Annotated in this window: 17 protein-coding genes and 1 tRNA gene; 10 read left to right on the top strand and 8 right to left on the bottom strand. The window is 76.0% G+C overall.

Translation table 11 applies throughout. The features are described from left to right. The first annotated feature begins 196 nt into the window (after positions 1–196). The 4 genes from SH587_RS17450 (at position 197) to SH587_RS17435 (ending at position 6,241) form a co-directional block, all read left to right on the top strand. Entirely contained in the window at positions 197–2,122 is a 1,926-nt protein-coding gene (locus SH587_RS17450; protein ID WP_320671923.1) for a hypothetical protein, read from the top strand. Between the two features lie 205 nt (positions 2,123–2,327). Beyond that, positions 2,328–4,316: an ATP-dependent zinc metalloprotease FtsH gene (gene ftsH / locus SH587_RS17445; protein WP_320671922.1), complete on the top strand. Its 1,989-nt coding sequence runs from the start codon at positions 2,328–2,330 to the stop codon at positions 4,314–4,316. Positions 4,317–4,371: 55 nt separating this feature from the next. After that, positions 4,372–5,625 carry a hypothetical protein gene (locus SH587_RS17440; protein ID WP_320671921.1) on the top strand — a complete coding sequence of 418 codons (1,254 nt, stop codon included), beginning with the start codon at positions 4,372–4,374 and terminating at the stop codon, positions 5,623–5,625. A gap of 61 nt (positions 5,626–5,686) precedes the next feature. Continuing rightward, complete coding sequence (locus SH587_RS17435; protein ID WP_320671920.1) at positions 5,687–6,241, top strand: RNA polymerase sigma factor; 555 nt, start codon at positions 5,687–5,689, stop codon at positions 6,239–6,241. A gap of 810 nt (positions 6,242–7,051) precedes the next feature. Here the strand turns inward: SH587_RS17435 and SH587_RS24705 are convergent. From SH587_RS24705 to leuS, 4 genes are all read right to left on the bottom strand, one after another. Next, complete coding sequence (locus tag SH587_RS24705) at positions 7,052–10,150, bottom strand: ComEC/Rec2 family competence protein (protein WP_320671919.1); 3,099 nt, start codon at positions 10,148–10,150, stop codon at positions 7,052–7,054. After that, on the bottom strand, positions 10,147–10,782 hold the full coding sequence (locus SH587_RS17425) for a ComEA family DNA-binding protein (RefSeq protein WP_320671918.1): 636 nt from the start codon (positions 10,780–10,782) through the stop codon (positions 10,147–10,149). The genes SH587_RS24705 and SH587_RS17425 overlap by 4 nt, the downstream gene beginning before the upstream one ends. A 138-nt stretch (positions 10,783–10,920) precedes the next feature. Then, positions 10,921–11,928, bottom strand: coding sequence for an iron-siderophore ABC transporter substrate-binding protein (locus SH587_RS17420; RefSeq protein WP_320671917.1), 1,008 nt, complete (start codon positions 11,926–11,928; stop codon positions 10,921–10,923). Positions 11,929–12,021: 93 nt separating this feature from the next. Continuing rightward, positions 12,022–14,637, bottom strand: a complete 2,616-nt coding sequence (leuS, locus tag SH587_RS17415) for a leucine--tRNA ligase (RefSeq protein ID WP_320671916.1) — start codon at positions 14,635–14,637, stop codon at positions 12,022–12,024. Between the two features lie 91 nt (positions 14,638–14,728). Here leuS and SH587_RS17410 point away from each other — a divergent pair, with 91 nt between their 5' ends. Next, on the top strand, positions 14,729–15,403 hold the full coding sequence (locus SH587_RS17410; RefSeq protein WP_320671915.1) for a hypothetical protein: 675 nt from the start codon (positions 14,729–14,731) through the stop codon (positions 15,401–15,403). A 63-nt stretch (positions 15,404–15,466) separates the two neighbouring features. Next, entirely contained in the window at positions 15,467–16,294 is an 828-nt protein-coding gene (locus SH587_RS17405) for a hypothetical protein (RefSeq protein WP_320671914.1), read from the top strand. On the opposite strand, the gene SH587_RS17400 is transcribed toward SH587_RS17405, so the two are convergent. Beyond that, positions 16,295–18,442, bottom strand: a complete 2,148-nt coding sequence (locus tag SH587_RS17400; RefSeq protein ID WP_320671913.1) for an MMPL family transporter — start codon at positions 18,440–18,442, stop codon at positions 16,295–16,297. Positions 18,443–18,541: 99 nt separating this feature from the next. Continuing rightward, a complete protein-coding gene (locus tag SH587_RS17395; protein WP_320671912.1) occupies positions 18,542–19,153 on the bottom strand; it encodes a TetR/AcrR family transcriptional regulator in 612 nt (203 codons plus the stop codon). 76 nt (positions 19,154–19,229) lie between these two features. Between SH587_RS17395 and SH587_RS17390 the strand changes: the two genes are divergently transcribed. The 3 genes from SH587_RS17390 to SH587_RS17380 all read left to right on the top strand — a co-directional run bounded on the left by SH587_RS17390 (position 19,230) and on the right by SH587_RS17380 (position 20,062). Beyond that, positions 19,230–19,302: transfer RNA gene (locus SH587_RS17390), tRNA-Ala, on the top strand. Between the two features lie 119 nt (positions 19,303–19,421). Further along, positions 19,422–19,643 carry a type II toxin-antitoxin system VapB family antitoxin gene (gene vapB, locus SH587_RS17385; protein ID WP_320671911.1) on the top strand — a complete coding sequence of 74 codons (222 nt, stop codon included), beginning with the start codon at positions 19,422–19,424 and terminating at the stop codon, positions 19,641–19,643. Next, complete coding sequence (locus SH587_RS17380) at positions 19,640–20,062, top strand: PIN domain nuclease (protein ID WP_320671910.1); 423 nt, start codon at positions 19,640–19,642, stop codon at positions 20,060–20,062. Before vapB ends, SH587_RS17380 begins: the two co-directional genes overlap by 4 nt. 47 nt (positions 20,063–20,109) lie before the next feature. On the opposite strand, the gene SH587_RS17375 is transcribed toward SH587_RS17380, so the two are convergent. Both SH587_RS17375 and SH587_RS17370 read right to left on the bottom strand, forming a co-directional pair. Then, complete coding sequence (locus SH587_RS17375) at positions 20,110–21,528, bottom strand: TolB-like translocation protein (protein WP_320671909.1); 1,419 nt, start codon at positions 21,526–21,528, stop codon at positions 20,110–20,112. A 75-nt stretch (positions 21,529–21,603) separates the two neighbouring features. Beyond that, the gene (locus SH587_RS17370) at positions 21,604–22,212 is read right to left on the bottom strand and encodes a TetR/AcrR family transcriptional regulator (protein WP_320671908.1); all 609 of its coding nucleotides are present in this window, start codon (positions 22,210–22,212) and stop codon (positions 21,604–21,606) included. Between the two features lie 80 nt (positions 22,213–22,292). Here SH587_RS17370 and SH587_RS17365 point away from each other — a divergent pair, with 80 nt between their 5' ends. Next, positions 22,293–23,663, top strand: coding sequence for an oxygenase MpaB family protein (locus SH587_RS17365; protein WP_320671907.1), 1,371 nt, complete (start codon positions 22,293–22,295; stop codon positions 23,661–23,663). The last annotated feature ends 46 nt before the right edge of the window (positions 23,664–23,709 follow it).

Below are 23,709 nucleotides of genomic sequence, written 5' to 3'. Positions count from 1 at the left end.
GTCCACCCGGCCGGACGCCGGGCGACGCGACCCTACGGTCGCCCGCGAGTCGTTTACGTCAACATCCTGTGGCCGTGCGCCGTCCACGTCGCGGTCGGGCGGCTCCCGATACCGTCGACGCTGGCGATCCGCGATGTAGCGATTCCGTTACCACGCCTCGGCGCGGCACGATCGGCCGCCTAGGGTGTTCACGGTCATGCGCCGTCCCCCGCTCTGTTCGCCCGCGATCGCCTGCGTCCTCGCGACGGCCCTGGCCGGCCTGGCCGGCGCGCCGGCGGCGAGCGCACGGGTCGAGTCCGCGACCACGATCGCCGGGCCCGACCCGGCGATCGTCGAGCTGGGCGGGGTCGCGATGGCCGCCGACGGCAGCGGCGGGGTCGTCTACCTGCGGACCGAGGACGGCCGCCCGCACGTCTTCGCCGCCCGCTACGACGGCGAGCGCTGGGACCCGCCGCAGCGGATCGACGTCGGCCAGCGGTTCGCTTCCTCGTGGCCGCGGATCGGCGCGGCCGACAACGGGCGGCTGGTCGTCACCTGGGTCCAGGACGGGCCGCCCGACCAGGACGCGCTCTACTCGGCGGTTCTCCCCCGCGGCGGCCGCCGGTTCCTGCCGCCGACGCTCGTCGACTACACCGTCGGCGAGGCGACCATGACCTACCCGTCGCTGGCGATGGCCCCCGGCGGCGACGCGCTGCTCGTCTACCACGCGGTCCGCAGCACCCAGGTCGGGCTGCCGGGCTACGTCCGCAGCGACCTGCGGCTGGCCCGCTTCGACGGCAGCCGCTGGAAGCGCCAGGGCAGCGTGCTCAACCGCAACCGCTCGGTGCCGGTCCGGATCCCGCTGCCGGCGGTCGCGCCGCGGGTGGCGATCGCGCCCGACGGCAGCGGCGTCGTCGCCTGGCAGGAGCCGGACGAGTCGCTGATCGACCGCGTCTGGACCCGCCGGATCTTCGCCAGCCGGGTCGGGGTGCCGCTGGCCGCCTCGCGCGCCGGCAGCCGCGAGCGGCCCGAGCGCGGCGCCGCCGACGGGCTCGACCTGGCGATGACCGCCTTCGGCCGCGCGATCGTCGCCGTCCGCCAGCAGCCCGATCCGCGCGACCGCGGGACCCCGCCGCGGATCTGGCTCAGCGCGCTGTCCGAGATCACCGACGACGGCGCCGGGAGCTTCGCCGGCACCGCCGCCGGCGACGGCGGGCCGGGGGCGGCGCCCGGCCCGCCGCAGGTCGCGCTCGGCGGCCGCACCGGGCTGCTGGTCGGCTTCGCCCGCGGCGGCGCGCAGGCGATCGGCCAGGGCGACGGCGCCGCCCCGAGCGGCTTCCGCGAGGCCCCGGCGCTGGCCGACCCGCCGGCGGTGCTCGACGCCGGGGTCGCCGGTCGCGGCACGCTCGCGACCGCCAGCGCCGACGGTGGCGGGCGGGTGCTGGTCGAGCAGCTGGACGGCACCCGGACGACCGTCTCCCAGGCCGTCGCGGCGGCCCAGGGCGGGCCGATCCGGAGCCTGCGGATCGCCGGGGCGGGCACCGGCGACGCGCTGGTCGCCTTCCACGAGGGCGAGCCGGACGAGGGCCAGATCGCGGTCGCCCGCGTGACGGCGGCCCCGGTCCCGTTCGCGCTCGAGCTGTCGGACGACTGGACCCGCGCCCGCCGGCCGCTGATCGCCTGGCAGCCGGCGCCGGAGGGCTTCCGCCCGCTCCACTACACGGTCGAGATCGACGGCCGCCGGGCGGCCCGGGTCCGCGGCACGGCGGTCCGGCTGCGCGAGGGCGCGGTGCCCGACGGCAGCCACCGGGTGCGGGTGATCGCCAGCGACCGCGCCGGCCAGACGACCGCCACCGACCCGGTCCGGCTGCGGACCGACCGCCGCCCGCCGACCGCGACCGCGGTCCGCCGCGGGGGCGCGATCGAGGTCCGGATCGGCGACGGGCGCGGCGGGTCGGGAGCGGCGCCGGGGGCGAGCACGGTCGCCTGGGGCGACGGCCGTCGCAGCAGCGGCGTCGGCGTCCGCGCCCGCCACCGCTACCGCCGCGCCGGTCGCCGCCGGATCGTCGTCGTCGCCCGGGACCAGGCGGGCAACCGCGCCACGATCCGGCTGACGGTCCGGGCCCCGCGCGGTCGTCCGTAAACCTGCCTGTGACCGTTCGGTGAACTTCACGTCACGTTGATGACGTGTGCTGACGGGGCCGTTAGGGTGGCGCGCCAGGCGCAGCGGAGCACCCCCCGCATCGGCGCCTCGGCCCGCCGCGACCGCCCTGACCCAGCTGTCCGCGGCGGGCCCTCCCCCTTCTCCCCTCTCGTCATCCGTCCGACCCGACCGCGAGCGAGTTCACGTGAGCAATCCACGGCTGTCCGCCTCCCACCGCAAGCCGACGCCGACGCAGCGCGCCGCCGCGACCGCGGTCGAGGCGCTGCGCGCGGTCGGACGGCTGCTGCGCCGCGATCCGCTGGCCACCTTCCTGCTGGCGGCGGCGATCGCGTTGACGATCGCCTTCTTCTCGCTGCTCGGCTCGCTCTCCCCGCAGGGCCGGGGGCAGGGCCAGGAGGTCTCGCTCAGCAACGTGATCTCGCTGGCGCGCGGCGACCGGGCGCGGAGCGCGGTGCTGCTGGACCGCGACCACCAGGTGGTGGTCACCACCGACACCGGCCAGCGGGTCTTCGCCGACTACCCGAGCTCGGACACGGCCACCCAGGACCTGCTGCTGCGGCTGCACCGGGCGGGTGCCCAGGTCCGGATCGATCCCCAGCCGGGCAAGCCGCTGCGGACGATCGTGGTCCAGTTCCTGCTGCCGATCCTGCTGCTGGTGACGCTGTTCGCGTTCTTCACCCGCCAGGCCGGCGACGGCAGCGGCGGGATCGCGTCGTTCTCGGCCTTCCGCGGACGGGGGCGGAAGAAGAAGGGCAAGGCGCCGATCACCTTCGACTCGGTGGCGGGCGCGCCGGAGGCGCTGGTCGAGCTGCGCGAGATCAAGGACTTCCTCGACGATCCGAGCAAGTACCTGTCGGCGGGCGCGGCGGCCCCGAAGGGCGTGCTGCTGGTGGGGCCGCCGGGGACCGGCAAAACGCTGCTGGCGCGGGCGACCGCGGGCGAGGCCGACGCCGCGTTCTTCTCGGCCTCGGGGGCCGAGTTCGTCGAGTCGCTGGTCGGGGTCGGGGCGGCCCGGATCCGCGACCTGTTCGCGAAGGCCCGTAAGGCGGCGCCGGCGATCATCTTCATCGACGAGCTCGACGCGGCCGGGCGCAAGCGCGGCGCGGGCGTCGGCCAGGGCAACGACGAGCGCGAGCAGACGCTCAACCAGCTGCTGGTCGAGATGGACGGCTTCGGCGGCGACGCCGGGGTGGTGGTGATGGGGGCGACGAACCGGCCCGACATCCTCGATCCGGCGCTGCTGCGGCCGGGTCGTTTCGACCGCCAGGTGGTGGTCGACGTGCCGGACGTCCACGGGCGGCTGGAGATCCTCTCGCTGCACGCCCGCGGGCGCGCGTTCAGCCCCGACGTCGACCTGCACGAGATCGCGAAGCTGTGCCCGGGCTTCTCGGGCGCGGAGCTGGCCAACCTCGTCAACGAGGCGGCGCTGTTGACGGTGCGCGAGGGCCGCAGCGAGATCGACCAGCCGACGTTGGAGGAGGCGATCGACCGGGTGGTGGCGGGGCCGGCGAAGAAGCACGTCCTGAGCGAGGACGAGCGCTGGACGATCGCGATCCACGAGGCCAGCCACGCGGTGGTGACGCGGGCGACGGGCCAGGCGGTCAGTGCCCAGAAGCTGTCGATCGTGGCTCGTGGACGGCAGCTGGGGACGGCGGCGCACATGCTCACGGATCGGGATGCGGTGATGCACGGCCGCAGCGACCTGGAGCGGCAGCTGACGGCGATCATGGCGGGCACGGCGGGCGAGCTGATCGAGTTCGGCGAGGAGTCGACCGGCGTCAGCGACGACCTCCACGCGGCGACCAAGCTGGCGCGCTCGATGGTGACCTCGTTCGGCATGTCGCACGGGTTGGGGCACGTGACGATCGGCGAGCCGGGCGGCGAGGTGTTCCTCGGCAACGCGCTGCAGGACCTGGGGTCGACGGGACCGGAGACGCTGAACCTGATCGACCGCGAGATCGAGCGGCTGGTCGGCGAGGCCGAGGCCCGGGCGACGGTGGTGCTGCGGGCCAACTGGGATCCGGTCCGCGAGGTCGCGCGCTCGCTGCTGGAGCTGGAGACGCTCTCCGGCGTCGCGCTCGACGCGGTGCTGTCGAGCGTGCGGGAGATGCCGCTGGCCGAGATCGCCCTGCCGGCCCGGGAGGTCGCGCCCGATCCCCGCGACGACCGGTAGCCGGGCGGGTGGCGGCCGTCCGGGCGCGGTGGCGCCCCGACCTATGCTCCGTGCCATGGCGGCCCTGGCGGCGCGACGGAGCCTGGTGTGGCCGACCGCGCTGGCAGCTGCGGTGCTGTTCGTCGTCGTCGACCTGGTGCAGCACCCGTTCCGCGGAGCGGCGCCGGCCGGCAACGCCGCCGAGCGTCGGCAGCGGGTGTCGCTGGTGCTGCCGGGAAGCGAGCTGGGCGGCGACTCGACCGGCGTCGTGCGACTGCTGGCGACCGAGGCCCGGCGCCGCGGCATCGTCGTCGAGCCGGTCCGCCAGCGCGGTGGGGCGACGGCGGCGGTCGAGTCGGTGATCGGCGTCGATCGCGGAGCCCAGCAGCGGCTGCTGGTCGTGTCGGGCGAGACCCTGGTCCAGCTCGAGCAGGACCGGCGGGAGACGATCATCCCCGGCGTCGCCGAACGGGCCGCGCGGGCCTGGCGCCGCCTGGCCGAGGCCCGGCCCCTGGCCCTGCTGGCCCTCGACCCGGTGGCGGTCGCGGTCGCCGAGCGCTCGCCCCTGCGCGACTACGGTGATCTGACGCGCGAGCTGCGCCGCGGCCGCGCCGTGGTCGGCGTCGGTCAGGACCTGTGGTCGCGAGCCCTCCTGGCCCAGCTGGTGGCGCGCAGCGGCGTGGCGGGCCGGGTGCCGTACCGCCCCTTCGCCGGCGCCCGCGAGGCGGCGGCGGCGACCGGCGGCCACGACGCGCGAGCGGTGGTCGGCCCCCGGAGCGCACTGCGGCGGTCGGGGGTTGGGGCCGGGTCCGGGTCCGCGGGGGCGGTGGCGGAGGGCGGGGCCGCCGGGGCGGCGGCGCGGCGTGCGGGGGCGGCGGACGATGGCGGGACGGCGGTACGGCGCACGGGCGTGGCGGAGCGCGGCCCGTCGGCGGAGGCCGGGGCGGCGGCGCCGCGCGGCGGGTCCGCGGCCAGCGTGACGGAGCGGCGGCCGGGCCCGACGAAGCGGAGCACGGCCACGTCTGCGCCCGTCGACGCGGCGTCGCGGCAGTCCGGCGTCGTACGGCTGCTGCGCGGAGCGTGGCCGGCGGGCGAACGGCCGCGGCAGTGGGTGGCGATCGTCGCGCCGGCGGGTGAGGCCAGTCCGACGGCGCGGCGGCTGGCGCGGTTGGTGCGGTCGGCGGCCTGGCGACGGGCGCTGCGAGGGGCGGGCCTGGAGCCTCCGCCGGCCGGCCGGGCGGCGACCCGGGGCTTCCTCGCCGCCGAGCGCGCCCGTGCGTCAACACTGGTTCGCGATCTGGCCCGTGTACGCGCGCGGGCGGTGCGTTGACATTCGCACGAACGTTTACACTGGGCGAGCCGATGAGCGTCAGGCGCCGCGGGGGTACGGGATGAGCCCGGGCCCGCTGCTGGATCCCGACGGCGTCACCCGGCTCTACCGTCGCCACGCCCGCTCCCTGCTCGTGTTCTTCCAACGCCGCGTCGACGATCCCGAGCTGGCCGTCGACCTGCTCGCCGACACCTTCGCCCGCGTGATCGAGCGCCGCGACCAGTTCCGCGGCAGCAGCGAGCGCGAGCTGTCGGGCTGGCTCTGGCGGATCGCCCAGTCCGAGCTGGCCGCGGCCGAGCACCGCCTCGACCAGGAGCGCCGCAGCCGCTCGGCGATCGCCACCGAGCGCCGCGCCCTCAGCGACCGCGAGCTGGAGCGGATCGACGAGCTGGCCGGCATGCGCGACCTCCGCGCCGCCGTCTCCCGCCACCTCGTCGAGCTGCCGCCCGAGACCCGCCAGGCCGTCCTCCTCCACGTCGTCGAGGAGCGTCCGTACGCCGAGGTCGCCACCCTCCTCGGCCTCCGCCCCGACGCCGCCCGCGCCCGCGTCTCGCGCGGGCTGCGGATCCTCGGCCGCCTGCTGCGCGACGACCGCGACGCCTGGGAGCACGACTGATGCAGGACCGCCGGCCCCCGATCGACGCGGCGCTGCCGATCCTCGACGAGCTGGAGGCGACGATCCACCGCGCCGCCGTCGCCGCGGTGGCGCCGGCCGGCTCGGCTCGTGCCGGAGGCGCGGTGGGCCGGGCCGTCGGAATCGGCAGAGTCGGCACGGTCGACGTGGCCGACGCGGTCCGCACCGGCCACGCAGGCCGCCCGGCCGGCGCAGCGGACGCGAGCCGAGCGGCCGGCGCAGCAGACATGAGTCGCCCGGCCAGCGCAGCAGGCGCGGGCCGCGCGACGGGCGGGGCAAGCGCAAGCGGTCCCGCCGGCGCGGTCGGGGCGACCGACCCGGGCAGCGCACCCGGAGCGGCCCGGCGCGGCGGCGCAGCCCGGCCGGAGCACCCCGCGACCGCCGGTGACGACGGCGCGGGCGCGCGGGGTGGCCGGACGCCGGAGGGCCTTTCGCCGGGCTCGCCGGCGCCGGCCCGGTCGCGGCCGGGTCGCCGGCTCGGCGCCGCCCTCCGTCAGCCGCGGCGGGCCGTGGTGCTGGCGGGGATCGTCTGCCTGGTCGGCGCCTCGGCGGGCGCGGTGGCGACGCTGCCCTCGCGCGGCGGCCGGCACGTCGGCCAGCCGCTGACCGTCGACCGCGGCCGCGCGGGCGACGTCGCCTGGAGCCTCGACCTGGTGCGGCGCGACGGCCAGCTGTGCGCGTCGCTGCTGCTCGACGGTGCCGGCCTCGACACCGTCTGCGGCGCCGCGCCGCGTGGCCACACCGTTCTCCGCCAGCTGACCGTCGCACCCCAGCGACTGCTCGTCTTCGGCGTCACCGCTGGCCGGACCCGCGCGGTCCGGGCGACGGTGGCGGGCCGCGCGCGGACGGTCGCGACCCGTCCCGTCCCGGGCCCGGCGGCCGATCACGGCCTGCCCAGCGACGCGCGGACCTTCGTGGTCGACCTGGCGCGGCGCCGGGGCCCGGCGCCGACCGACGTCCGGGTCGTGGCGGCGCCTCGCGCACCGCAAACGTGAACAGACGCCACAGACGACGTTGATTACGTCGTGACCGTCCTGTGAAAGGACGGTGCTTACGTTGCGAGAGGGCCGATTTCCGGCCTCTGCGGGCCTCTTGGTCCTGGCGTCGGTTGTCACGGGGCTGTAAACTCGCGTCACGATGGGTCACGAAGTTCCTCAGCACACGGGTCACCCGGCCGTCCAAGGCCTGCCGATGATCGAGAACGCCGCCACCTCCGAAGTCGTCGACAACGTCCGCCAGACCATCGAGGGTCGCCTGGCCGAGCTTCAGCCGTACCTGGCCGAGGCCGAGCAGCTGCGCTCGATCCTGACCGCGATCGACAACCCGGAGCCCGCCGCGTCCGGCACCGGGCAGCGCACCCGGCAGGGCGCGAACAAGCAGGCGATCCTGGCCGTGATCGCCAAGCACCCCGGGATCACCGCCGCCGAGATCGCGCGGATGACCGGCATGAAGCGGACGGTCGTCGCCTCGACCGTCAGCCGCCTCAAGCGGATCGGCGAGCTGGAGCCGCAGGAGCGCGGCGTCCGCCTGCCGGACGGCGCGGCCAGCCCCGTCGCCGCCTGAGCCCGGATCGACGCGCCCGGGCCCTGGCACGGGCGCATCGATCCGCACCGTGCCGTCGCGGTCGGTCCGCCGCAGCGGCACCCCGGCCCGACGCAGGGCCGCGACCGTCGGCCCCGCCGGATGGCCGTAGCCGTTGTCGGCCCCGACCTGGGCGACCGCCAGCCGCGGCCGCAGCTCGGTCAGCAGCCGCGGCAGATCGGGATCGGCGCTGCCGTGGTGGGGCAGCACCAGCAGGTCGACCGGCCCGCCGGCCGCGGTCCGCAACGCCACGCCCTCGCGGTCGCTCGGGATCAGGACCCGCAGACCGCCGACGTCGGCGCGGACCACAGCGGCCCGCTCGTTCGGGTCCTCGTCCGCGGCCGGCGGCCCAGGCGGACGCGACGGTGGCCACCGCAGCTCCGCCCGCAGCGACCCCGCCGCGATCCGCAGGCCTGCCCGCGCCCGCACCACCTGTCCGCCGTCGGTCCGCACCGCCTGCGCGGCGACGGCGGCCGCCGGATCGGGCCGTCCGTCGGTGCCGTCGACCAGCAGCGCCGGCCGCAGCCGCCGCACGACCGCCGGGGCTCCACCGGTGTGGTCGGCGGCGGCGTGGGTCAGGACCAGCGCGTCGAGCCGCTCGACGCCCTCCTCCCCCAGCCGGTCCAGCACCCGGCCCGCCACCGGCCCGGCGTCGACCAGAATCGCCCGGCCACCCCGGCGCAGCAGCGTGGCACTGCCCTGGCCGACGTCGAGCACCACCACGCCATCCGCTCGCGGGGCCGTGCCGTCGTGGCCGCCCCGCCAGACGACGACGCCCACGACCGCCGCGGCGGCGGCCACCGCCGCGAGCGCTGCCCGACCGACCGCCAGGTTCCGGCCGCGCTGCCTTCCCCCGGCGCCACCGAGCCGTCGGCGGATCCGCACGAGAGCCGCCGGCGGTCGTCGGCCCGCGCCCGCCACCCAAGCGACGACCAACGCCGCGACCACCGGCAGCGCAGCCGCGACCGGCCCCGGCCGCACGACCGCCCAGCTCGGAGCCGCCGCCCACCGCGCGACGCCGTCGATCCAGTCGAGCGCCGGTCCGAGGGCGGCGACCAGCGCGCCGCTGAGCGGCGCGCCCTCGGGCCCCAGCAGCCCGGCCACCATCCCCAGCCACGTGATCGGGGCGACCAGCGGCTCGGCCAGGACGTTGGCGGCCAGGCTGGTCAGCGAGACGTCGCCGACGGCCGCCGCCAGCACCGGCGCCGTCGCCACGCCGGCCGCCAGCGGCACGGCGACGAGCAGCGCCAGCCACGGCGGCACCCGCAGCCGCCGGAGGGCGCCGACCAGCGGCTCGGTCAGGAGCAGCAGCCCGACGACGGCGGCGAAGCTCAGCCGCCAGCCGAGCTGGTCGGGCGAGAACGGATCGACCAGGACCGTGACCAGCGCGGCCGCCAGCAGCGCCCACCAGCGGTCGGCCGGCCGGCCGAGGGCCAGCGCCGTCAGCCCGAGCACGCCCATCACCCCGGCCCGGCGGATCGACGCGCCGCCCCCGGCCAGCGGCACGTAGGCGATGACCGCGGCCGCGGCGACCACGATCCGCCAGCGACGGCGCACGCCGGCAACCGCCCCGAGCCCCAGCACCAGCGCGGCGACCAAGGCCACGTTCTGCCCGCTCGCCGCGACCAGGTGGGCCAGCCCGCTGCGCCGGAAGGCCTCGGTCTGGGCGGCGCTGAAGCCGTCGTCCTGGCCCAGCACCATCCCCCGCAGCAGCGCACCCCGCGCCGCCGCCCGGTCGTCGCCGCCCGCCGGCGCCAGCGTCCGCTCGGCCCGCTCGCGGACGCCGTCGAGCGCGCCGCGCCAGCCGCCCCGCCGGCCGACCGGCGCTCCCGCCACGACCCCGTCGAGGGCCAGCGCCACGCCCCGCGCCCGGGCCGCCCGCGCTCGTGGTCCGACCGGGCGCAGCCGCCCGCGGACGCGGATCAGCGCGCCGACGGCCAGCCGCGGCGGGGCGGTGGCGACCGGCAGCCGCAGCTCGACCGTCGCGCCGCGCAGCCGCACGTCGGCCCGCCAGCCGCCGTCGAACGTCGGCCGCGGCCGCTCCAGCAGCTCGACCGGCTCGTCGAGGGCGACGGCCGCCCCGTGGACCAGCGGCGCCTGGGCCGCCCGCCACGCCTGCGCGGTCCGCCAGCTGCCGCCGACGGCGGCCAGCACGACCGCCGCGACCGCCGCCGCGGCCCACCCGCGGCGCGGCTGGCTGATCCAGGCCGCGGCCGCCAGTAGCGGGACGGCGATCGGCCACCGCGGCCCGGCGATCAGGGTCAGGACCGCGAACGCGACCAGGTGGTGCTGGGGCCAGCGCGCGGTCATCCGCCCAGCTGCTCGCGCAGCGCCTCCAGCCGCTTCGGGCCGATCCCGGGGATCTCGTCCAGGTCGTCGACCGAGCCGAGCCCACCCCGCTGCTCGCGCAGCTCGAGGATCTTGCGGGCGGTGGTCGGCCCGACGCCGTCGAGCCCGTCGAGCTGCTCGGCGGTGGCCGAGTTGAGGTCGACCGGACCGCCGCCCGCGCCGGCGCCACCCGCACTGGCAGCGCCATCACCGCCCGGCCGCGGCCGCTCCGGCACGACCACCTGCTGCCCGTCGCGCAGCGTCGCGGCCAGGTTCAGCCGCTGGCGGTCGGCACGGCCGACGGCGCCGCCCGCCCTGCGCACCGCCTCGTAGACCCGGGCGCCCTCGCGCAGCGCGTAGACGCCCGGTCGGCGGACCGCGCCGGCCACGTGGACGGTGACCCGGCCGGCCCCGCCCTCGACGCGGACGGCGCCGCGGTCCGCCGTTCGCGCCGGTCCCGCTCCCGGCCCACCGCCGCCGGCGGCACGGCCCTCGGCGCCGCCGATCGGGCCCGCGCCACCCGCCGCCGGCCCCGCGATCCGGGCCGCCAGCGCGCCCAGCGCGGCGGCGGCCAGGACCCCCAGCAGGAAGCGGATCCAGGGTCGGTCGAGCACCGTCCCGACGCTACGCGGGAAACCGCGGAACGTGGGTGGCGCGCTGCGCCAACTAGGCGCCGATCCTGTGCCAACTTCGTGCCAGCGGCCCGGCCCGGGCCCGGCGCACCCCCGCCCGGCCGGCGGACCCTGGCCGCCTCACTCCAGGACCCGGTCCAGCTGCGCCATCACGCGGTCGATCGCGTAGGGCAGGCTGAGGACCGAGGCGTAGGCGACCGCCTCGCCGACGTGGTCGCCACGGTTGGTCTGGAGGTAGACCACGTCGCCGCGCCGGACCACGTCGAGCGACGGGTAGAGCTTCTCGCGCCGGAACCGCCGCTCGCCCGCCGCGTCGCTCTCGACGAAGAGCACGTCGACGTCGAAGAGGTCCAGCCGCTCGGAGGAGACCGGCGTCCAGTCCGCGCGCGTGGCCAGCGCCTTCGGTACCCGGAAGCCGAGCTCGGTGAGGAAGCGGCCGCGGCTATCGCGCGCGTGGTAATGGTCGAACGTGCCGTTGCCGGAGGGGGCGACGTTGATCCCCGTCATCCGCGCCATCTCCGGCCGCCGCTCGCGGGCCGTGGCGAACCGCCGCTCGACGTCCCGGACCAGCTCGCGGGCCTGCGCCTCACGGCCCAGTGCCCGCCCGACCAGCTCCGTCACCTGCTGCCACGGCGGCGACTCCGAGTCCTTGAAGCTGGCCGGCTGGGCGACCGTCGGGGCGATCTTCGCGAGCTTGGCATAGGTCGCCCCGTCCATCGCCGACGTCACCCCGACGATCAGGTCCGGACGCAGCGCCGCGATCCGCTCGTAGTCGACCTCGGCGGTGTCGCCGACGACCTGCGGCAGCCTGCCGCCCCAGCGGTCGCGCTCCCAGGGGAACGAGCCGAACGGCTGCTCCCCGTACCAGTCGCGTGCCCCCAGCGGGACGATCCCGAGGGCGAGGACCGCGTCCTGCTCGCCGAAGCCGACGCTGACCACCCGCTGCGGGTCGGCCGGCACCGTCGTGCGGCCGAACTTGTGGGCGATCGTCACCGGCGACCCACCGCCGACAGCGGTGGTCGTCGCAGCCGGCTCGTCGTCCCCGCAGGCGGCCAGCGGCAGCGCCAGCAGGACGACCAGGGCGAGCAGCAGCCGCGTCAGCGGACGGGAGCGAGGCGGGGCGGACACGGCGTCTCCGTGGTTGCGGGGGAGCGTCGACCCGGCGGCCGACGCTCAAATTAGGGCAACCTACCATCGACGCCGCCGCGGGCGCCGCGCCGCTCAGCGCACGACGACGTTGACCAGCTTGCCGGGCACGACGATCACCTTCACGACCGTCTTGCCGTCGAGGTGCGCGCGGACCTTGTCGCTGGCCAGCGCCAGCTCCTCCAGCTGCTCGCGGCTGGCCGAGACCGGCGCCGTCAGCCGGTCGCGGACCTTGCCCTGGACCTGGACGACCAGCTCGAACTCGTCGCGCTCCAGGAACCGCTGCTCGGCGGCGGGCCAGGGCTGCTCCCAGATCCGCAGGCCGGTCAGCCGCTCGTAGGCGTCGGCGGCCAGGTGCGGCGCGAACGGCTGCAGCAGCGAGACCGCCGTCGCCGTCGCGAAGCGGATCGCCGCCCAGCCGTCGGCGTCGTCGGCGCCCGCGCCCATGCCGGCCGCGTCCGGGTTGCCGCCGTCCTGGACGACCGCGTTGCGGCGGGCCGAGATCGCGTTGGTCAGCTCCATCACCGCGGCGACGGCGGTGTTGAACGCGAACCGCCCGTCGAGGCCGTGGGTGACCTTGTCGATCGCCCAGTGGGCCTTGCGGACCAGCTCGAGGTCGTCGCCCTTCGGATCGGCCGGCGGCAGCGCGCCCGGCGCGCCGCTGACCGTTCCGTCCTCCGCGACCACGGCCCCGCCGGCCTCGGCCGCCTCGGCGGCGAACCGCCACAGCCGCGAGAGGAAGCGGTTGACGCCCTCGACGCCCTCGTCCGACCAGTCGGCGTCCTGGTCCGGCGGGCCGAGGAAGAGCACGTAGGTGCGAGCGCTGTCGGCCCCGAACCGCTCCACGATCTCGCGCGGGGCGACCGTGTTGCCCTTGGACTTGGACATCTTCGCCCCGTCCTTGGTGATCATCCCCTGCGTGAAGAGGTTCTGGAACGGCTCGTTGACGTCCAGGACCCCGATGTCGGAGAGCGCCTTGCAGAAGAAGCGCGCGTAGAGCAGGTGCAGGATCGCGTGCTCGACGCCGCCGATGTACTGGTCGACCGGCATCCAGCGGTTGGTCACGGCCGGATCCCAGGCGGCGCCCTCGTTGAGCGCGTCGGTGTAGCGCAGGAAGTACCAGGAGGAGTCGACGAAGGTGTCGAGCGTGTCGGTCTCGCGCCGCGCCGGACCACCGCAGGTCGGGCAGCTGGTCGCCACCCACTCCTCGGCCGCGGCCAGCGGCGAGCGGCCCTTCGGCTTGTAGTCCTCGACGTCCGGCAGCACCACCGGCAGCTGGTCGACGGGCACCGGCACGACGCCGCAGGCGGCGCAGTGGACGATCGGGATCGGGCAGCCCCAGTAGCGCTGGCGGCTGACCAGCCAGTCGCGGAGCCGGAAGTTGACCGACGCCTGGCCCTTGCCCTCGGCGGCCAGCCAGTCGACGATCGCCGCCAGCGCCTCGCGGTTGTGGGTGCCGTCGAAGTCGGGGTGGCTGTCGACCAGCGGGCCGTCGCCGACGTAGGGCAGCCCGTCGTCGTCCGGCGACGGCGCGCCGCCGGCGGCCGCCGCGTCGGAGAGCGGACCGCCCTCGGCCGCCTCCTCCGGATCGGCGATCACGCGCTTGACCGGCAGGTCGTACGCGCGCGCGAAGTCGAAGTCGCGCTGGTCGTGGCCGGGCACGGCCATGATCGCGCCGGTGCCGTAGTCCATCAGCACGTAGTCGGCGACGTACATCGGCAGCCGCTCGCCGTTGACCGGGTTGACGACGTGGCGGCCCAGGAAGACGCCGGTCTTCTCCTTGTCGGCCGCGCCCCGCTCGCTGCGGTCGGCGGTCAGCGCGCGGTTGACGTAGGCCCGGACCTCGTCCTCCTGCGCCGTGCCCTCGGCCAGCCGCAGCACGTCGGCGTGCTCCGGCGCCATCACGAAGAAGGTCGCGCCGAAGAGCGTGTCGGGGCGGGTGGTGAAGACCTCGTAGTCGGTCTCCAGCTCCTCGCAGCGGAAGACGACCTGGGCGCCCTGCGAGCGGCCGATCCAGTTCCGCTGCATCGTCTTCACGTGCTCGGGCCACTGGATCGTGTCGAGATCGTCGAGCAGCCGCTGGGCGTAGTCGGTGATCCGCAGGAACCACTGCTCCAGCTGGCGGATCTCGACCAGCGCGCCGGAGCGCTCGCCACGGCCGTCGATCACCTGCTCGTTGGCGAGCACGGTCTCCTCGACCGGATCCCAGTTGACGGCGGCGCTGCGGCGCTCGACCAGGCCGGCCCGGAACAGCTCGAGGAAGATCCACTGCGTCCAGCGGTAGTACTCGGGCCGGTGCGAGGCGATCTCGCGCGACCAGTCGATCGACACGCCCCAGTCGCGGAACTGGCGCTGGAACGACGCGATCGACGCCTCGGTCGCCTCGCGCGGGTGCTGCCCGGTCTTGATCGCGTTGTTCTCCGCCGGCAGGCCGAACGAGTCGAAGCCCATCGGGTGCAGGACGGTGTCGCCGCGGCGCCGGCGGAAGTGCGCGACCGCGTCGCCGATCGCGTAGTTCTTCAGGTGCCCGACGTGCGGCTCGCCACTCGGGTAGGGGAGCATCTCGAGCACGTAGACCGGGTTCGCGCCGGCCTCGTCGAGGCCCGCGTTGGGGACGTGCCAGGTCTGCTCGTCCTCCCACACGCGCTGCCAGCGCGGCTCGATCTCTCGTGGCTCGTAGCGGTGCTCCATGGGCGTCGAGCAAGTGTAGGTCGGGCCGTGCGGGCGCCGCGTTGCGGGCGCGGCCGCAGGGAGCCGCGCGCCGCCGGCGAACTCCGCCGGGATGTCCGCGCGCGAGCTGGCCCCCACGCCGGTCCTGGTCGCCGGCCGCGAGCCGCGCTGGCCCGCGACCGTGGTCGTGGTCGCGCTCTCGGCCCTCTACCTGCTGCTGCCCGACCGGCTCTCGCTCGGCCCCACCTACCTGTTCCCGGCGCTGGCGCTGCTGCTGGCGGTCCCGCTGGCGATCGTCGCCCCCACCCGCCACGTCGAGGAGTCGCGGATCCTGCGGATCAGCGGCTTCGCCCTGCTGGGGCTGGTCGCGGTGGCCAACCTCAGCTCGCTGGCGATGCTGGTCCGCGACCTGCTCGGGGTCCACCACGCGGTCGACGGGCGCGAGCTGCTGCAGGCGGCGCTGATCGTCTGGACCTGCAACCTGCTGGTCTTCGGGCTCTGGTTCTGGGAGCTGGACCGCGGCGGGCCGGACCAGCGCTCGGGCGGCGGCGCGACGGCACCGGACTTCCTCTTCCCCCAGCAGGGCGACCCCGACCTGCGCGCCGGCGGCTGGCGGCCGACGCTGGCCGACTACCTGTACGTGGCCTTCACCAACGGGACCGCGTTCAGCCCGACCGACACGATGCCCGTCTCGCTGCGGGCGAAGGCGCTGATGGCCGGCCACGCGCTGGCGTCGCTGGTGACGATCGTGCTGGTGACGGCGCGGGCGGTCAACGTCCTGCAGTGAGCGGGCGTGGGCCGCGGCGTGCGGGGCTCGCCACCCGCCCGCGGCTCTGGGATCCTGGGAGGGATGGCAGGCGACCCCCACCTGCACGCGGTTCCCCCGCCCGACGCCGGCCAGCCCGGCGGCGACGCCGCGCCCGCGACCCACGCGCTCAGCAGCCAGGCCGCGGCGAGCCGCGTGGCGGAGATCATCGCCGCCGCGGAGACGGCCGCCAGCCGCGTCCGGATGGAGGCCGAGCGGCGCGCCGACGAGCGGATCGCCGAGGCCGAGCGGGCGGCGCGGATGCGGGTCCAGGCCGCCGACGCCGAGGCCGAGGACCTGGTGGCCGAGGCCCGCCGCTCCGCCGAGCGGCTGCTGCGCGACACCCAGGTCACCGTCGACCACGAGCAGGTGACGAGCAGTCGCGAGGCCGAGCAGTACGCCGCCCAGGTGCGGCAGGCGGCCGAGGAGCACGTGGCCCGCGTCCGCCGCGAGGCCGAGGAGGCCGCGCGCCAGCTGCGCGACGGCGCCGCCCAGGCCGCGCGGCGGCTGACCGACGAGGCCGCGGCCGCCCGCGAGCAGGCGGCGGCCGAGGCGGAGAAGACCACCGACGACGCCCACCGCCGGGCCCAGGCCCAGCTGGCGGCGGCCCGCTCGGTCGCCACCGACGTCCTGACCGAGGGCGAGGCGCTGGCCGCCAACCTGCGCGAGCTGGGGCGGTCGCTGGAGAGCAACGCGCGGCTGCTGCTGGACGACGTCCGCGCCAGCCACGCGGCGCTGATGACCGCGCTCGACCGGGTCTCCCCCGGCCACGTGCCGCAGAGCCAGCTGCGCCGCGGCGCGGGCCGCCCGGCGGAGGGCCGCGCCCCCCGCCGCGACGACCCGCTCGAGCCGCCCGAGTTCCTGCGCCGCTGACTAGGGCCGCGGCTCGACGGTCGCCGGCCGGCCCGGACGACCGGGCGTCGGCGCGTCGCCGCGGTCGGGTCCCGGTCCCCACAGCCGGTCGCCGAGCAGGGTCAGCGCGGCCGGGGCGAGCAGCCAGCGGACCAGCGTGATGTCGACGAGGATCGCGCTCGCCAGCCCGAAGCCGGACATCTTGATCGTCGTGTCGGGATCGGTGGCGAAGCCGAGGAAGACGACGATCATGATCAGGCCGGCCGCGGTGATCGTCCAGCGGGTGCGGGCGCTGGCCTGGGCGACCGCCGGCGGCACGTGGCCGAGCCGCTTCCACTCCTCGCGCACGCGCGAGAGCAGGAAGACGTTGTAGTCGGTCGAGAGCCCGAACAGGATCGCGAACATGAACAGCGGCACGTAGGGCACGACCGGCTGGATCTCGACGCCGATCAGGTCGGTTCCGCCGCTGGTCTGGAACAGCAGGTGGATGATCCCGTAGGCGGCCGCGATCGAGACCAGGTTGAGGACCGCTGAGAGGATCGCCACCTTCAGCGAGCGGAAGGTGATCGCCAGCAGCAGCAGCGAGAGGCCGACGACCACGACGGCGAAGAGCGGCAGCCGGTCGCTGATCCGCTGGGCTTCGTCGACCAGCCGCGCGTTGTAGCCGCCGACGAGCGCCCGGCCGTCGGTGCCCTGGAGCGCCAGCGGGATCGTCTCGTCGCGCAGGTCGTGGACCAGGTCGGCGGTCCGCGAATCCTGCGGCGAACTGCGCGGGAAGACGGTCAGGAGCGCGGCGTCGCGGTCGCCGTTCAGCGTCGGCGGCGTGACCGAGGCAACGTCCGGCCGACCGGCGACGGCCCGCTCGACGCGGCTGGCGGCGGTGGCGACGTCGCGGCCGCGGTCGCCGTCGACGGTGATCACGAGCGGGCCGTTGAAGCCCGGGCCGAAGGCGGCGGCGAGCCGGTCGTAGGCGGTCCGCTGGGTCTGGTCGGTCGGTTGGTTGCCGTTGTCGGGCTGGCCGAGCTCGAGGCCGGTGGCGGGGATCGCCAGCCCGATCGCGACGACCGCGCCGAGCGTCAAGGCGATCCACGGCCGGCGGACGGCCAACCCGGGACGGGCGACCGCCTCGTCCGGCTCGGCCGGGTGCGCGCGCTCGCGGCGGGGCAGCATCCGGCGGCCGCCGGCGGCGAACAGCGGCGGCAGCAGCAGCACGGCGACGATCGAGCTGACGACGACGAAGAGGCCCGCGACCACGCCGACCTTGCCGACGAAGGGGATGCCGGTCACCAGCAGGCCGCTGATCGAGACCAGGACGATCCCGGCGGCGGTGACGGCCGAGTGGCCGGCGGTGGCGTTGGTGCGGACGGCGGCCTGCGCGGGCGTGCGGCCGCGGCGCAGCTCCTCCTGGTGGCGGGCGGCGCTGAGCAGCGCGTAGTCGATCCCGGCGCCGAGGCCGAGCATCGCGGCCATCTGGGGAGCCAGGCTGGGGATGTCGACGCCGAGCGTGGCCAGGCCCATCAACCCGAAGCCGAGGGCCAGGCCGAGGAACGCGGTCAGCAGCGAGGAAAGGGCGGCGCGGGCCGAGCGCAGCACGAGCAGCAGCAGGGCGAGGGCCAGGACCACGCCGGCCAGCTCGCCGATCGGCATCGAGCCCTCGTTGCCGGCGTCGACCACCTGGCCCTGCATCGAGACCTCGACGCCGGCCTTGGCGAGCGGCGCGGTGGCGTCCTCCAGCCGTTCGCGTGGCTTGGCCTTCATGCCGTCGTCGCCGGCCTCGGCGTCGTAGGAGACGGTGGTGAAGGCGGTGCGGCCGTCGCGCGAGAGCTGACCGGCGGCGAGCGGGTCCTCGACCCCGGTGACGTGGGGCTGGCGCTCGATCGCGCGGACGGCGGAACGGATGGCGGAGGCCCGGTGACCGTCGCGCAGCTGGCCGCGGTCGACGTGCAGGACGACGGTGGCCGAGTCCCCCTTCTGGGCCGGGAACCGTTCGCCGATCAGGTCCTGGGCCTTCTGCGACTCGATCCCGGGGACGGTGAAGTCGTCGACGGTCTGGCCGCCGGCCGAGACGCCGCCGGCGATCACGGCCAGCAGCAGCACGAGCAGCAGCGCGATCGCGCGGCCGGGCCGGCGCGTCGTGCGGGAGGCGAGGGAGCGGAGCAGCGCGGTCATGGCGCGACCCTAGCGAGACGTAGTCCAAAATTGGACTGCGTCTGGAAATACGCCAGGTAGCCCCACCCCCGGGGCTGCGGAAGGCCGGAGCGGCGGCGTTCAGCGGGCGCCGTCGGCGAGCCGCGCGACCCCGCCGTCGACGAAGGAGACCGCGGCGTCGAAGAGCCGGTCGACCTCGTCCGCGGTCAGCGGATCGGCGGCGTCGCGCAACCGCCGGGCGGCCTCCAGCTCGACGGTCGAGAGCGCGGCCCCGAGGGCACCGGCGACCAGCCGCGGCAGCAGTGGCGAGCCAGCGGGCATCGTGTGCGCGAGGGCGACGGCGATCTCCTCCTCGATCGCGCGCTGGAGTCGCGAGCGGGCGGCGGCGACGGCGGGCACCTCGTCGGCCAGGCGCATCTGGAGCAGCAGGTCGGGCTCGACCCAGCCGACCAGCGTGCGGAGCCATTCGCGGACCGCGGCGAGCACCCCGGACTGGTCGGGCACGCCGGCGAGCGCCGCCCGCAGCCCCTCGACGGCGACCGCCGACTCGCCGAGGACGATCTCCTCCTTGCTCCCGTAGTAGGAGAAGACAGTGGCCCGCCCGACGTCGGCGGCGTCGGCGATCTCGGCCACCGTGACGTTGCCGTAGCCGCGCTCCGCGAACAGCGCCATGGCGGCCTCGTGGATCGCCGTCAGCGTCTTCCGCCGCTTCCGTTCGCGCAGGTCGGACATCGCCTCCGAGTCTAGGACGCGACGCCCCCGACCTCGCCGCGCCCGCCGCCGCCAGGTGCTACCTTTTCCGACCCCAGGGGCTATAGCTCAGCTGGGAGAGCGCCTGCATGGCATGCAGGAGGTCGCCGGTTCGAGCCCGGCTAGCTCCACTAGGAGAAGCAGGACCGAGGCCCCCGCGAGAGCGGGGGCTTCTTGGTTCTCGGGGAACGCCCAGGCCACGGTCGCACTGGCGCTTGCCCGGGTTGATATCTGCGGATATCATCGCCGTATGCCCGACGTCCTGATCCGCGATCTTCCCGCCGAGGACCTGGCGCGCTTGGACGCGCACGCCGCCCGTCAGGGGTTGTCCCGGACGGAGTACCTGCGGCGCCGGTTGCGGGAAGACGCCGCGCGGGTCGATGCGCCGGTGGCCGTTTCGGATCTGGAGCGGTTCGCGGACCGGTTCGGGGATCTCGAGGATCCCGAGGTCATGCGGCAGGCTTGGTCGTGACCGACCACGTTCCGGGCGCGGGCTGGTTGATCGACAAGTCAGCGCTGGTCCGCCTTGGTCGTAGCCGCGATGCCGCGGCGTGGGCAGGCCGGATCGAGCGCGGACTGGTGCGTATCGCGACCGTGACGCTGCTGGAGGTCGGCTACTCCGCCCGCAGCGCCGACGACCTGCACGCAGGGCTGCGTCAGCCGCCGGTCGGCTCGATGCCGGTCGAGCATGCGACCCCGCGTGCGGAAGACCGAGCGGTCGAGGTGCTCACGCTGCTCGCCGGTCGCGGCCAGCATCGAGCGCCGTCGATCCCCGACCTGCTGATCGCCGCCACCGCGGAGATCGCAGGGTTGACGGTCCTGCACTGCGACAAGGACTTCGAGCTGATCGCGGCGATGACGGGGCAGGCGCTGGAGCGGATCGAAGGCTAGGCCCCGAGGCGCCTGGATTCCAGGCGCCTTCTGCGTTCCGGCCTCGCCTAGCGCACCTGCACCGTCCCCGTCGTCGCCGGCCCGGACGGACGGGTCAGGCGCAGCGACAGCCGGTAGCGGCCCGGCCGGGCGGGGACCGTCAGCCGCGCGCGGTTGCTGCCGGCGCGGGCGGTGCCCCGCGCACGGGCCACCGTCCGCGTACCGCGCAGCAGCCGCAGCTCCCAGCGGCCGGCGGTGGGCGCGCGGAACGACAGCGTCAGCCGCGCCCCGCGCCGCAGCGTCCAGGACCGCCGCGCCAGGCGCAGCTCGTGGCCGCCGGCGCCGTCCGTCCCGCCCGCGCCGGAGCCGCCGCCGGCACCGCCGCCACCGCCACCCGCGCCGCCGCCACCGCCACCCGGTCCCGCGCCGGCCGCCGGCACGTCCGCCGGCCCCCAGTCCGGCGACGTGGCGCCGGGCAGCATCGTCCGCACCGCCACCCGATCGCCGGCCGGGCAGCCAGCCGCCAGCCCCGGCAGCTGGGCGACGTAGAGGCCCTTCGGCCCCGCCCAGACCAGCTGGTCGCCGCTCGGCGACCAGCTCGGCGACGACCACGGCCCGCCCTGGGCGGGTGCGTCGAGGCACCCCTGGGGCGCCGCACCCGGGGCCGGCGGCGCGGTCGTCCGGTAGACGATCAGGTGGTCGCCGGCGGCGTTGGCGACGAACGCCACCCCGCTGCCCTGGCGGTTCAGCTCGCCGTCGTAGAGGTTCGACACCGCGCCCTCGCTGAACCACTCGGTCGCCGTCGCGGGGCCGCCGGCGACGTCGATCGCGACCTGCTTCACCAGCGCCGAGCTCGGTCCCGACAGCAGCGTCCGCTGATCGTCGATCCAGGACGGGTCGATCCAGCCCCACTCGGGCCGGAAGCCCGCGTCGTTCCAGTCGACCGGCCCGGTCGAGCGCGAGTAGCCGGTGCCCGCGTACTGCTGGCCGACCTGGCAGCCGCCCGGCCGGCCGCAGTTCGGATCCCCCGCCCGGTACTGGACGAAGAAGCCGTAGGCGACCCGGCTGCCGTCGGGCGAGATCGCCGGGTCGAACGGTCCGCTCAGCGTGACCGTCCCGGCCGTGCCGGCGGCGACCGGCGAGAAGTCGGCCAACACGGTCCCGCGCCGGTCGAGCAGCCGGAAGCGGTTGCCGTGCAGGGCGACGATCCGGCCGTCGTCGGCCTGCGACGCCGACCGGTAGCCGCCGGTCGTGGTCAGCCGCACCGTGCGGCTGCCGTCCGGCGTCGCCAGGTGCACGTCGCCGTCGTGGACGTAGCTGATCGAGTCGGCCCCGGCGGCGGCGGGCAGCGTCGCGGCCACGCCGAGCGCCAGCGCGGCCGCGGCGGCCAAGCGCGCCCGCGAACGCCCGCGGCCGCGGGGTGGGCGTCCGGCGGCCGCCTGGCGGTGGACGGTCGCGGTCATCGAGGTCTCCTTCGTCGGCTGCATCGGCGCCGAACCGTAGGACCCGCCCGCGCACGCCACCCTCCCCAGAACGGGGGGTCCTGACGCCGCGCACCCCCCTCAACGCGCCTGCCGCACCAGCCCCGGCGTCAGCCGCCGCACCTGGGCGAGGATCCTCTCGTGGGTCGCCTCGACCGGGTCGGTCAGCCGCAGGCGCAGCATCTCGGCGCCGGCGGCGTGCAGGATCCGGGCCGTGTACTCCGGGTCCGGCAGCTCGGGGTTGATCGTCAGCAGCACCTCCTGGAGGTGCTCGCGGACGATCGCCTGCGCGTCCCCCATCCGCTGGTGCAGCGCCGGCGGCGCGCCCTCGGGCGGGGTCAGGAACAGGCGCCAGGTGGCGGGGTGGTCGTCGATCGCGCGCAGGAGGCCGGCGAAGGTGCGGCCGAACGCCCCGTCGTCCTCGTCCGGCTCGCCCGCGGCCGCGATCGCGGCGGCGAACTGCATCCCGGCCCGCTCCGCCTCGCGGTCGACGAGGGCGACGAAGACACCGGCCAGGTCGCCGAACTGCTGGTAGAGCACCGTCCGCGTGACGCCCGCCTCGGCGGCGATCCGGTTGAGGGTGGCGGCATGGAAGCCCTCACCTGCGACGATCGCGTGGGCGATGTCGAGGATCTGCTCGCGCCGGTCCTCGGCGGTCATCCGCTGCCGCGTTCGAAGTTGTCCGGCCATCGCTTGACACTCTAACTTGCGGACCGTAAGTTGGACTTTCAATCTGTAAGTACCTCTCCTCCTGAAGTCCGGAGCCTGCAGTGACCCAGAGCCTCTACTACCCCGCCCTCGCCGAGCGGGTCCGCCGCCAGCGGGAGCTGCAGCCGCTGCTGTACGGCGAGATCGACTTCGAGGCCCGCCCCCACCGCCTGGCCCTCTCCCCCGACGACGAGTCCTCGCTGCCCGCGCGGATGGCCGACCGCGGCGCGATCCTCGAGGACGCCCGGACGGTCGAGCTGATGAGCACCGCCACGATGCTCGGCGACGTGGTCGCCGACCCCTACGCGTCGCTGATGGCGCAGCGCAGCTTCAAGGGCCTGATCGAGATGCTCCGCACGGCCTGCCGCGAGGGCCTGGACGCCGTCCCGGATGCCCCGCCCGAGCTGGTCGCCTTCATCCGCTCGATGGAGGCCACGCCCGACTGGCTCGACATGGACCTCGTCCAGGAGGGCGCGCGCCAGCAGCGGATCCCCGCCGCCCTGCTCGCCCCCTTCGTCACCCGCGGCGCGTTCGTCGCCACCTTCCTCAACACCTACGCCGCGCTGCCGATGGCCCTCACCGGCGCGCTCGGGGGGCGGATGGCCGCCCGCCGCGTCAACGAGACGTCGAGCTTCTTCTCGATCACCACCCTGCCGGGCGCGATGGAGCGCCACGGCGCCGGCTTCGAGGCCGCCGCGATGGTGCGCCTGATGCACTCGATGGTCCGCTACAACGCGCTCAAGCGGTCCGATCGCTGGGATCCGGCGGTCTTCGGCATCCCGATCCCCCAGGTCGACCAGATGCCCGCTGGCCTGATCAACATCTACCTGCTCGCCGCCCGCGCCCGCCAGCAGGGGCGCAGCGAATGGACCGATCGCGAACGGGCCGTGGTCGAGTTCGGCCGCTACCGCTGCTTCCTGCTCGGCCTGCCCGAGGAGCTGCTGCCGACCACGCCCGACGGCATCCTCCACGCGCTCCACGCCCGCGCCGCGCTGCTGCGGGCCGACTTCGACGACGACGTCTGCGGGGGGCTGGTCCGGGCCACGATGGCGGCGCGGCTGCGGGAGAGCGACCACCCGTTCGAGCGCCTGGCCGAGGCGGTCGAGAAGAGCTACAGCAAGACCTTCTTCATCCGGGCCTTCGCCGGCGGCGACCGGCGCAAGGCGGCCGAGATGGGCGTCACCCTCGACCTGACCGACGTCCTCCGCGTGGCCACCACGGCGCCGTTCGTCTTCGGTCGACTGATGGCGGTCAACGCGGTCAACGAGCTGCCGATCCTGCGCGAGATCAGCGACGCCTACGTGCTCTGGATGCTGAAGGGCCGGCTGGCGACCTACGGCCGACCCGAGTTCACCACCGACGCGGCCACCTACGCACCGCCGAAGCCGCAGGCGCAGCGGAAGCCGTCGGCCCGGCCGCTGGCGGCGGATTGATCCGCCACCCTTGACCCCACCGCCCGCCTGGACGATGCTCCGCCCG

The sequence above is a fragment of the Patulibacter defluvii genome, assembly GCF_034096925.1.
In the GTDB taxonomy this organism is placed as follows: domain Bacteria; phylum Actinomycetota; class Thermoleophilia; order Solirubrobacterales; family Solirubrobacteraceae; genus Patulibacter; species Patulibacter defluvii.
This window is presented reverse-complemented; position numbering and strand designations above follow the sequence as displayed.